Source organism: Mesorhizobium argentiipisi (SeqCode) (assembly GCF_037179585.1).
In the GTDB taxonomy this organism is placed as follows: Bacteria; Pseudomonadota; Alphaproteobacteria; order Rhizobiales; family Rhizobiaceae; genus Mesorhizobium; species Mesorhizobium argentiipisi.
Genome location: NZ_JAPYKO010000089.1, coordinates 1 through 543, shown reverse-complemented (window position 1 = coordinate 543; position 543 = coordinate 1). Strand labels below are relative to the sequence as shown.

At 54.7% G+C, this 543-nt stretch carries 1 pseudogene; it reads right to left on the bottom strand.

The features are described from left to right. Positions 1-345 precede the first annotated feature (345 nt). Positions 346-543 (bottom strand): annotated as a pseudogene (locus tag O7A05_RS34050) (hypothetical protein); the annotation flags it as partial.

Below are 543 nucleotides of genomic sequence, written 5' to 3'. Positions count from 1 at the left end.
TTAAAGCTGCGGCGAAGGCGTGACCTGCCTGGTCGCATTTTTCGCGAGAAGGACCGTTGCTTTCGATGACGACGATAGCCTGCCTTACCGTCAACCCGTGCTTTTCTGCGAATTCGACCGGGTCATACGCCTGGTTCCACTGATGTCCGGTTCGATTCACACTCTGCATGAAAGCTCCCACTTGTGGTTGGCAGCACTGCAACGTGCGGAGGTCCGCAAGGTTTCAGTTTATATGACTGATCATCGCAATTCAGGCCGAGCAGTGCACGTCGCTTCCCTTGCCGTTGCGCGCGTGAACGGCAGTTGGCAAATGATTTGACTTGAAGATGTATCGGACCTCGCGGCTTAAATCAGCGTGATCGGCATATAGCGAATAATCACCTTCTCCTGCCGGAAACGCCTCTCCAGCGCCGTACGGCGATCACGCCACTCACGTAGGTCGATCTCCTCGGTCATGACTTCAAAGATGACGATCTTGTCGGCGTTTGACTCGGCACCCTTTCTCCACAAACCATCCGCAGGAGCCTGAAGATAGGCGGTAAC